The sequence below is a fragment of the uncultured Methylobacterium sp. genome, from assembly GCF_964251405.1.
Lineage (GTDB): Bacteria > Pseudomonadota > Alphaproteobacteria > Rhizobiales > Beijerinckiaceae > Methylobacterium.
In genome coordinates, this window is the sequence record NZ_CAXUJR010000055.1 from 13,478 (window position 1) to 22,811 (window position 9,334).

The 9,334-nt window shown below is 67.3% G+C and carries 12 protein-coding genes; 8 read left to right on the forward strand and 4 right to left on the reverse strand.

Annotated elements, in window-relative coordinates:
• The coding region (locus ACFE7U_RS11375; RefSeq protein ID WP_375409838.1) for a potassium channel family protein at positions 1-695 on the reverse strand (695 nt) is incomplete at its 3' end.
• A gap of 293 nt (positions 696-988) precedes the next feature.
• Here ACFE7U_RS11375 and rplM point away from each other — a divergent pair.
• The 3 genes from rplM to ACFE7U_RS11390 all read left to right on the forward strand — a co-directional run bounded on the left by rplM (position 989) and on the right by ACFE7U_RS11390 (position 2,271).
• The gene (gene rplM / locus ACFE7U_RS11380; RefSeq protein ID WP_375409849.1) at positions 989-1,450 is read left to right on the forward strand and encodes a 50S ribosomal protein L13; all 462 of its coding nucleotides are present in this window, start codon (positions 989-991) and stop codon (positions 1,448-1,450) included.
• Positions 1,451-1,452: 2 nt separating this feature from the next.
• On the forward strand, positions 1,453-1,932 hold the full coding sequence (gene rpsI, locus ACFE7U_RS11385; RefSeq protein ID WP_375409839.1) for a 30S ribosomal protein S9: 480 nt from the start codon (positions 1,453-1,455) through the stop codon (positions 1,930-1,932).
• A gap of 69 nt (positions 1,933-2,001) precedes the next feature.
• Complete coding sequence (locus ACFE7U_RS11390) at positions 2,002-2,271, forward strand: hypothetical protein (protein ID WP_375409840.1); 270 nt, start codon at positions 2,002-2,004, stop codon at positions 2,269-2,271.
• 38 nt (positions 2,272-2,309) lie between these two features.
• On the opposite strand, the gene ACFE7U_RS11395 is transcribed toward ACFE7U_RS11390, so the two are convergent.
• On the reverse strand, positions 2,310-2,825 hold the full coding sequence (locus ACFE7U_RS11395; protein ID WP_375409841.1) for a hypothetical protein: 516 nt from the start codon (positions 2,823-2,825) through the stop codon (positions 2,310-2,312).
• A 191-nt stretch (positions 2,826-3,016) separates the two neighbouring features.
• Between ACFE7U_RS11395 and argC the strand changes: the two genes are divergently transcribed.
• The 5 genes from argC (at position 3,017) to ACFE7U_RS11420 (ending at position 7,865) form a co-directional block, all read left to right on the forward strand.
• Positions 3,017-3,952: an N-acetyl-gamma-glutamyl-phosphate reductase gene (gene argC / locus ACFE7U_RS11400; RefSeq protein WP_375409842.1), complete on the forward strand. Its 936-nt coding sequence runs from the start codon at positions 3,017-3,019 to the stop codon at positions 3,950-3,952.
• 137 nt (positions 3,953-4,089) lie between these two features.
• Positions 4,090-4,560, forward strand: coding sequence for a DUF1348 family protein (locus ACFE7U_RS11405; protein WP_375409843.1), 471 nt, complete (start codon positions 4,090-4,092; stop codon positions 4,558-4,560).
• Between the two features lie 381 nt (positions 4,561-4,941).
• Positions 4,942-5,466 carry a MucR family transcriptional regulator gene (locus tag ACFE7U_RS11410; RefSeq protein WP_375409844.1) on the forward strand — a complete coding sequence of 175 codons (525 nt, stop codon included), beginning with the start codon at positions 4,942-4,944 and terminating at the stop codon, positions 5,464-5,466.
• 220 nt (positions 5,467-5,686) lie between these two features.
• Positions 5,687-6,886, forward strand: a complete 1,200-nt coding sequence (locus ACFE7U_RS11415) for an MFS transporter (RefSeq protein ID WP_375409845.1) — start codon at positions 5,687-5,689, stop codon at positions 6,884-6,886.
• Between the two features lie 166 nt (positions 6,887-7,052).
• Positions 7,053-7,865 (forward strand): transglutaminase family protein, encoded by an 813-nt coding sequence (locus tag ACFE7U_RS11420; RefSeq protein ID WP_375409846.1) that lies wholly within the window; start codon positions 7,053-7,055, stop codon positions 7,863-7,865.
• Positions 7,866-7,880: 15 nt separating this feature from the next.
• On the opposite strand, the gene ACFE7U_RS11425 is transcribed toward ACFE7U_RS11420, so the two are convergent.
• Together ACFE7U_RS11425 and ACFE7U_RS11430 are read right to left on the reverse strand one after the other, a co-directional pair.
• Positions 7,881-8,783: an outer membrane lipoprotein carrier protein LolA gene (locus ACFE7U_RS11425; protein ID WP_375409847.1), complete on the reverse strand. Its 903-nt coding sequence runs from the start codon at positions 8,781-8,783 to the stop codon at positions 7,881-7,883.
• Positions 8,784-8,879: 96 nt separating this feature from the next.
• The coding region (locus ACFE7U_RS11430) for a DNA translocase FtsK (RefSeq protein ID WP_375409848.1) at positions 8,880-9,334 on the reverse strand (455 nt) is incomplete at its 5' end.

The following is a 9,334-nucleotide window of genomic DNA, read 5'->3' on the forward strand; positions in this document are numbered from 1 at the left end:
TGCAGCCCGCAGGCCGGGCAGGGAAAGCGGACCCGGCTCGGACGGAACAGCACCTGCGCGAGCCGCAGGAACAGCGTCACGCCGAAGATCATGACGACCACCGAGATCAGCCGCCCGGAGGTACCGGGGAGTGTGACGTCACCGTAGCCCGTCGTCGTGAGCGAGGTCACGGTGAAGTAGAGCGCATCGACGTAGTTGCCGATCGCCGGGTTCATCCGGTGCTGCGTCGCGAAGACGATCCCGGTCATCACGAAGACGAACACGGCGAGGTTGGTGGCGGCGAGAACCGCCTCCTCGTTGCGGCGGAAGAAGGGGCTATCGATGCGAAGGCGGTCGATGAGCTGGTAGGTCCGCAGCAGGCGCAGCGTCCGAAGGATGCGCAGGAAGCCGATGCCCTCGATCACCACGGGAGCGAGGAACGACACCACGGCCGCGATGTCGGCCCAGGTCGTCAGGCGAAAGAATTCGCGAGCCCGCTCCCGGCTGATGACGAGACGGGCCAGGAAGTCGAGGAGCACGACGACGCCGAAGACGACATCCAGCCCCTTCACCAACGTCAAGTCGGGCAGGAACGACGAGGCGACGACGAACAGGATGGTGACGATGTCGAAGACGAGCAGGCCGTAGCGGAAGCGGTGGGCACGATCCGTGTCGCCGTCGTAGAGTTCCCGAAGGCGGGTCTTGAGCTGGGCCATGCGTCCGCGTGCGCCGATGATCGTTCCGCGACCTGTCGCACGACGCTTATGATCCCGGAAGGACGATCGCGCGGCGCCATCGGCGACGAGGCGGAGGATCGGCGGGCGCGGTATCATGATACCTCATGATCGAACCCGTTCTGGTGATTGAGCTTTACGGCATCCAGACGGCATCGATACTCTTGACGGCGCCGGCGATCACCCGTATTGGACCCCCAACGCCGCCGCGTCTCGAACGTGGCGGCGCATCGTTTTTTACGGATCATACGGAACGCCACGGGATGAGCAGCGCGATGAAGACCTTTTCGCTGAAACCCGCCGACGTCGACAAGAAGTGGATCATCGTCGATGCGGAGGGCCTGGTCGTCGGCCGGCTTGCCTCCATCGTCGCCCTGCGTCTGCGCGGCAAGCACAAGCCCGCCTACACGCCCCACGTCGATTGCGGCGACAACGTCATCGTCATCAATGCCGAGAAGGTGAAGTTCACCGGCCGCAAGCGCGAGCAGAAGGTGTACTACCACCACACCGGCTATCCGGGCGGCATCAAGGAGCGCACGGCCAAGTTCATCCTAGACGGCCGCTTCCCCGAGCGGATCGTCGAGAAGGCTGTGGAGCGCATGCTTCCGCGCGGTCCGCTCTTTCGCCAGATCATGGGCAACCTGCGTGTCTACAAGGGCACGGAGCATCCCCACACCGCCCAGCAGCCGCAGGCGCTCGACGTCGGCAGCCTCAACCGCAAGAACGTGAGCGCTTGATCATGGCGACCCTCCAGTCCCTCGCCGACCTCAACCGGTCGAACGTCGAGTCGCCCGAGAACGCGGCGCCGGTCCACGTGCAGAAGCTCGATGCGCAAGGCCGCGCCTATGCCACCGGCAAGCGCAAGGACGCGGTCGCCCGCGTCTGGATCAAGCCCGGCACCGGCAACGTCGTCGTCAACGGCCGCACCATCGAGGTCTACTTCGCCCGTCCGGTGCTGCGCATGATCCTGCGCCAGCCCCTGCAGGTCGCGGGCCGGGTCGACCAGTACGACATCATGGTCAGCGTCCATGGCGGCGGTCTTTCCGGCCAGGCCGGTGCGGTGCGCCACGGCCTCTCCAAGGCCCTGACCTACTTCGAGCCGGAGTTGCGCGCGCCGCTCAAGCGCGAGGGCTTCCTCACCCGCGACAGCCGCGTGGTCGAGCGCAAGAAGTACGGCCGCAAGAAGGCCCGCCGCAGCTTCCAGTTCTCGAAGCGCTAAAGATCGGCCATCCGGCCATCAAATGGGGCGGGTCCGAGAGGACCCGCCCCATTCGTTTGAACCGACCCGATGGGAGACGTCCTCGAGATGGCCAATACGTTCCGGCGCGTCGTCGCGCCCGTGGTGAGCGCGGTGACGCTCTGCCTCGCCCGCTCGGGCGCGGACGTGGTCGGCGAGGTCAAGCTCGCGGACGGCAAGCTCTTCAGCACCACCGGCCTCATGCCGATCGCCCAAGCCTTCGGCATCGCCGTCCACATCGCCAATACGGGCGGCCTCGAGATCGTGGTGATCGACCCTGAGGGCGTGTGGAAGCCGAGTTGGGGCACGCTGGAGGGTTAGGGCGCCCGATCGATCGTCACTGTTCCGGCCGATGCTGTCTAGCCGGCGTGAAGGGCTGTCTCCAACTCGGACTTCGACATCCGCGAGCGGCCGGGGATGTTCTTTGCTCGTGCCTTCTTCATCAGGTCCGCCTTCGTGGCATCGGACCCGCTGCCGGCCGCCTTGCGCGCCGCGGCCGTCTTCTTCGCCACGTCGGCGGGCTGCTTCGAGAACTGCCGGCCCTTGGCGGTGTCGGCGCGCTTCTTCTTAGTCGACCGGGCATAGTCCTCGTCGGACACCGCCTCGCGGGCCTTTTTGGGCAAGTACCGCTCGCCGGTCTCGCCGCTCTCGGCCCCCGACTTCGTGCCCCACTCCTCGTCGGACCATTGCTTGAGGCTGTTGTCGTCGGATTTCCCGCCGGCATAGCCTCCACCGGCATCCTTGTAGGCCTTCGTCGCCGCCTGGGCCTTGCGCGCCGACCATTGCCCGGGCTTTCCGCCCTTCGACGACTGCGTGACCTCCGCTTTCACCTTGTCCCACAGCTTGGGATCGGTCTTCTCCGCGCTCGTTGCCATATCGGGACCCTTCTTCTCTGATCTCCACCGAGAACCGGCGCGATAAAGACTCCGTTCCGGCGCGCCGGGAGCGACGGTGTGTCATCAGGGCGTCGGAGCCCGCCTCCTATCGTTGACTCGATCGGCAAGCCTCGCCACTTGGCGCGAGACGGGGCGGCACCGGCGGCACCAGGAACCACAGGACGTTTGCGATGAGCCAGACCCGCACCGGACAACCCACCGTCTTCATCGACGGCGAGGCGGGCACGACCGGTCTCGGCATCCGGCAGCGCCTGGAGCGGGACGGGCGGATCACGCTCAGAAGCATTCCCCACGAGCAGCGCAAGGACGTCGCCGCCAAGCGCGCACTGATGCAGGAGGTCGATCTCGTCGTCCTGTGCCTGCCGGACGAAGCCGCCCGCGAGACCGTGGCGCTCGCCGACGCGCTGCCGGGCGGCGGGCCGCGCCTCCTCGATGCCAGCACCGCGCACCGGGTCGATCCCGACTGGGCCTACGGGTTCGCCGAGCTCCAGCCCGGCCAGGCCGACGCCATCCGGGCTTCGCGGCGGGTCGCCAATCCCGGCTGCTACCCGACCGGGGCCATCGCCCTGATCCGGCCGCTGGTGGAGGCGGGGCTGATCCCATCCGACCATGCGCTCAGCATCAACGCGGTCAGCGGCTACAGCGGCGGCGGCAAGGCGATGATCGAGAGCTACGAGGCCCGGCAGGGAGAGCCGTTCCTGCTCTACGGCCTTGGGCTCGGCCACAAGCACCTGCCCGAGACCCAGGCCTACAGCCTGCTCACCCGCCGGCCAATCTTCATCCCCTCGGTGGGCAATTTTCGGCAGGGCATGCTGGTGAGCGTGCCGCTCCACCTCGACACCCTGCCGGCCCGGCCGAAGGTGCACGACATTGAGGCCGCGCTCGCCGCCTATTACGCGGGCCGGGACCTCGTCGCAGTCATCCCGACCCAAGGGGTGGAGAGGATCGAGCCGGAGGCCCTCAACGACACCGACAGGCTGGAACTGCGCGTGTTCGGTGCCGAGGCCAGCCGGCAGGCCGTGCTCGTGGCGCGCCTCGACAATCTCGGCAAGGGCGCCTCGGGCGCGGCCGTGCAGAATATTGGCCTGATGCTCGGTCTCGACTGACGAGCACAGTCCGATCATGCACAAACGTCGAAGCGCGACGTCTGTGCATGATCCTAATCCGGGAATGTCGAGGTATTGACGCGGCCTCGGCCGTATAGGCACAGCTTCTTCCACCGCCCTGGGGAAGCGAAGCCAAGATGTCAGAGAGCCGTCCACCGCTTCCGCCCTTCACGGCCGAGACCGCCGCCAAGAAGGCGCGCGGCGCAGAGGACGCCTGGAACACCCGCGATCCGCACAAGGTCTCGCTCGCCTACACCCCCGATTCGTGGTGGCGCAACCGCTCGGACTTCTTCAGCGGCCGCGAGGCCATCGTCGCCTTCCTGACCCGGAAATGGCAGCGCGAGCACGCGTACCGGCTGATCAAGGACGTCTGGGCCTTCCACGAGAACCGGATCGCGGCGCGGTTCGCCTATGAGTGGCACGACGAGGCCGGCCAGTGGTTCCGCTCGCACGGCAACGAGCAGTGGGAGTTCACGGAGACGGGCCTGATGCGGCGGCGCGAAGCCAGCATCAACGATGTCGCCATCGCGGAATCCGAGCGCAAGTTCCACTGGGAGCACGGCCCGCGCCCGAGCGACCATCCCGGTTTGTCCGATCTCGGACTGTAAAGACCGCGATCGACGAAGACGTTCGGCTGGTTTCGCCGAGATCGGGGAGGCCGGGACTACCTGGCCGGCAGCCCTCATCCTGTACCGTGTCTCGTTATCGGCCACGAACCGTGATGGAGATCACGTGCCGTCAATCATGGCTCTCCCACGTCACCCGACTGTCCAGATGGCGTCGCTTGAGTGATCACCTGAGAGGCAAGCATTAGGGCAACCCCAGCGCGATCGACCGACTTCGTGCAGGCGCGGCGCGAAAAAAGTTGCTTTTCAGTGCAAATCATCGCAGAAAACTGCAATACGGTCGATGCTATATCTTGCCATTATGCTTTATTGAGCTTAGCGTCGGAAATATCGCGGATACAGCGTGGTAATGGCGCAATCATCATGATCGAGACCGAAAGCGACAGCAGTCGCCTCATCACCCTGACGGCCGACATCGTCTCTGCCTATGTCAGCAACAACCATGTTCAGAGCGCAGAGCTTCCTAAGCTCCTCAGTGATGTTCATGACGCCATACGCTCCGTGACCGGAACCGGCGCTCCGGCCGTCGATGCCGGGCCGCCCAAGGCGACGCCCCAGGAAATCCGGCGGTCGGTCTCGAACGAGTACCTGATCAGCTTCGAGGACGGGAAGCAGTACAAGACCCTGCGCCGCCACCTCACCCTGCGCGGGCTGAGCCCGGAGCAGTACCGCGTGAAATGGGGTCTCGCTCCCGATTACCCGATGACCTCGGCCGCCTATTCGGAGCAACGCTCGGAACTCGCCCGCGCCCTCGGCCTCGGCCAGCAGCGCCGCAAGAGCCTGCCGAAGGCGGCCTCGGCCGAGCCGGAGGCCAGCATCTCGCGGGACACGTCACCCTCCGCTCCGGAAAAGAAGCGCCGCGGCCCGCGCAAGAAAGAGGCGGCCTGATAGGCTCATCCCGACCCTGGGGTGGAGACCGGTCGACCGACGGGAAGGCCCGCGTGACATCCGTCGCGCGGGCCTTCCCGTTTCGTTGGAAGAACCTTCGACTCGCCCGTAGAGATGTCGCCTTCGACGAGTGACAATGATAGGGAAGCTCGCCGTCGATGCTGCATTGCAGCATCGACCATTGCGCCGCAGGAGCGCAGTGCCCGCAGGTGAGGCGCCCATGCTGTCCCGTCCGCTCCCGTCCCTCGCGGCGGCCTCCTTCGCCATCGGGACCACCGAATTCGTCATCATGGGCCTCTTGCCCGAAGTGGCCGAGAGCTTCGGGGTGAGCGTCCCCCAGGCCGGCCTCCTGGTCTCGGGCTACGCGATGGGCGTCGCGGTGGGCGCGCCGATCGTCGCCATCGCCACGGCGCGGCTGCCGCGCAAGACTGCCTTGCTCGTCCTGATGGCGGTCTTTCTCGTGGGCAATCTCGCCTGCGCGCTCGCCCCGAGCTACGCTCTGCTGATGGTCGCGCGGATCGTCACCGCTTTCGCCCACGGCGCCTTCTTCGGGATCGGCGCGGTGGTGGCGACCAGCCTCGTGCCGCGCCACCAGCGTACCCAGGCGGTCGCGCTGATGTTCACCGGCCTTACCCTCGCCAACGTGCTCGGTGTGCCGTTCGGGACTGCGCTCGGTCAGGCCATAGGCTGGCGCTCCACGTTCTTCGCCGTCTTCGGCACCGGTGTCGTTGCCGCCGCTGCCATCGCGGCGTCGGTCCCCTCGGGGATACCGGGCTCCCTTGGGGGTCTCGCGGGCGAGTTCCGGTCGCTGCGGCGCTGGGAGGTGATGCGCCCGATGCTGGTGAGCATCCTGGCCGCGATCAGCCTGTTCACCGTCTTTACCTACATCACGCCGCTGCTGCGCACGCAGAGCGGACTGTCCCCCGAGGACGTGACCTGGGCGCTGCTCGTCTTCGGGATCGGCCTGACGCTGGGCAACCTCGCCGGCGGAAAGCTGGCTGACACGCGCCTGGCGGCGACCATCGTCGGAGGCTTTGCCGGTCTCGTCGCCGTGATGGTGCTGTTCGCCTTCACGAGCCGCGCCGCTTGGCCGGCCGTGCTGACCCTGCCGCTCTGGGGTGCCCTGGTCTTCGCCCTGGTCTCGCCGCTGCAGATCTGGGTCGTCGAGGCGGCGAGCGACGCGCCCAACCTCGCCTCGACCCTGAACCAGGGCGCGTTCAACCTCGGCAACGCGGCCGGAGCGGCCCTGGGCGGCGCGGCGCTGACCCTCGGCTTCGGCTACGCGGCCCTGCCCTGGATCGGGGCCGCGATCGCCGCCCTCGCCCTGGCGCTGACCCTGTCCGGCCGCGTCGGCGCCGGGGATGGGGAAGCTGATCGCTTCGAACCGGAGGGGCATGCCGCTCCCGCCCGCCCACGGTGACGTCCCGCTCGAACCCGCGACCGTGAAATGGGCCTGGATCCTGCAAGCGTCCGCCGGCCGTTCCCGCCCGACAGGGAACGCCGGAAGCTCTGCCGCGTCTCTTCAGAGCGGGCAGCGTCCATCACACCGAGACCTCGCGTACCTCCTCGAGACCGAGCCCCATCCCATGAAAATTCGCACCGGCTACGCCATCGGCTACGACACGGCGGAGTCGACGCCCATGACCTTCATGCTCAACGTCCACCCGTCGCGCGTCCCCGACCTGCTGACGCCCGAGACGATGACCTTCGATCCGCCGGTGCCGGCACATCAGTACCGCGACTCCTTCGGCAACGTCTGCACGCGCATCCTGGCGCCGGGCGGACGCATCACCGTCTCGGCGGATTTCACGATCCGGGATTCGGGCGAGCCCGACGCCTACCTGCCGGAGGCGCGCCAGCACCCCGTGCAGGAGTTGCCCGACGACGTCATGCAGTTCCTGCTGGGCAGCCGCTATTGCGACACCGACAGGCTCTCCAACGTTGCCTGGTCGCTGTTCGGGAGTACGCCGGAAGGCTGGGCGCGGGTGCAGGCGATCTGCGACCATGTCCACGATCACATCAAGTTCGACTACCAGCAGGCCGACGCGACCCGCAGCGCCTCGCAGGGCTACAGCCAGCGCCTCGGCGTGTGCCGCGACTACGCCCATTTGGCGGTCACGTTCTGCCGCTGCATGAATATCCCGGCGCGCTATTGCACCGGCTATCTCGGTGATTTCGGCATCCCGCTGACCCCGCCGATGGATTTTTCGGCCTGGTTCGAGGTCTATCTCGGCGGCGCCTGGCACACCTTCGACGCGCGCAACAACATGCGCCGGATCGGCCGGATCGTGATTGCGCGCGGCCGCGACGCCACCGACGTGGCGATCTCCACGAGCTTCAACACCGCGCTGCTCGCGAGCTTCGACGTCCACACGGACGACGTCACCGACGCGGCTTGAGCGTCGGCATCGCCGTCACGGACGCTGCAGCTTCTCCTGCATCGCCTTGTCCTCGGCCCGCCCGTAATTGATGAAGAACTGGCCCGACTCGACGGTGCGGCCCCTCTGCAGGTTCGAGAGCTGGACCGTGGTCTGGTAGCCTTGCGGGTCGGTGATCCGCCACTGGCTCAACGTCTTCATCTCGGCGTCAAAGAAGAGCTGGATCTTGGAGGTGCCGCCCAGCGTCGAGCGGTCCTCCGTGACGATGCGCACGCCGCCCGGATCGGTGCCGGCATCGATGACCGTGAGGTCGCGGGCGAGATCGATCTTCTCGCGGAGCAGGAATTTCAGGGGCGTCTGCGAGATGAAGTAGAGGTCCTGCGTCCCGAGCTTGCGGTCGCGCACCGCCACCGAGGTGCCGTCGGCCACGACTTCAAGGGGCGAGGGCTGGTCGTAGTCGAAGCGCAGGCGGCCTGGCTTCGACAGGGTCAGCTTGCCGCCGATCCGGCGGCCATCCGCCCCGATCTGGACGAAGCTGCCGGTGAGCGTCGTGATGCCGTTGAAATAGGCATTGGCCTGGGCGACGAGGGTCGAGGGATCGGCCTCCGAGGCGCCGGCCGAGGGCACGCCGACGGCGGCGACCTTGGGCGCGGTCTCGGCGGGTTTGCCCCCGTTCCTGATGCTGCCGGTCTTCTCCTGCGCGGAGGCGGGCTTGCCGTCCTTGGCGGGCTTGGCGGCCTGGGCCGGCGGCTTCTTCGGGGCGGGTGCCGCGGGGGGAGGGGACGCCGGAGCGGCCTCCGGCTCGGGCGCAGGCTGCTCCTTGCGACCGAGCAATCCGTCGATGAACGCCCCAAGCTGGGCCTGCGCCGGCAGAGGCTGGAGGAGGGCGGCGGCCACGACGAGCGAACCGGCGGCGAAGGGAAGGCGGCGGCCGGTCATCGTGCGGCGTTCTCCGAAATGAGTGGCAGGGCTCCGCCTTAGAGCCCCGCGCTGTGGCGATTATGGGACGCCGTCTCCGGCTTCTCATCGAAATGATCAGTCGTCGTCGTCCGTCATGGAGCCGTGCATCATCGAGCCTTGCATCATGTGGCCGTGCATCATGCTCGATGAGGCGCCTTCCATCAGGATCTCGCGCTTTCCCGCATGGTTGGCCGGCCCGACGATGCCCTCGATCTCCATGCGCTCCATCAGCGAGGCGGCCCGGTTGTAGCCGATCTGCAGGCGGCGCTGGATGTAGCTCGTCGAGGCCTTGCGGTCGCGCATCACCACCTGCACCGCCTGATCGTAGAGCTCGGCGCCCGGGTCGATGCCGCCGCTGCCCGCATAGGCTCCCGCATCGAAGATCGGCGCGTCGAGATCTTCGGCCTCGGACGCTGCGGCTTTCTCGGCCTTGGCGCCCTTGGGCGCTTTCTCGTCGCCCGATCCGTCATCGGCCGTGACGGCGTCGAGGTACGAGGGCCGGCCCTGGCGCTTGAGGTGGGCGACCACGC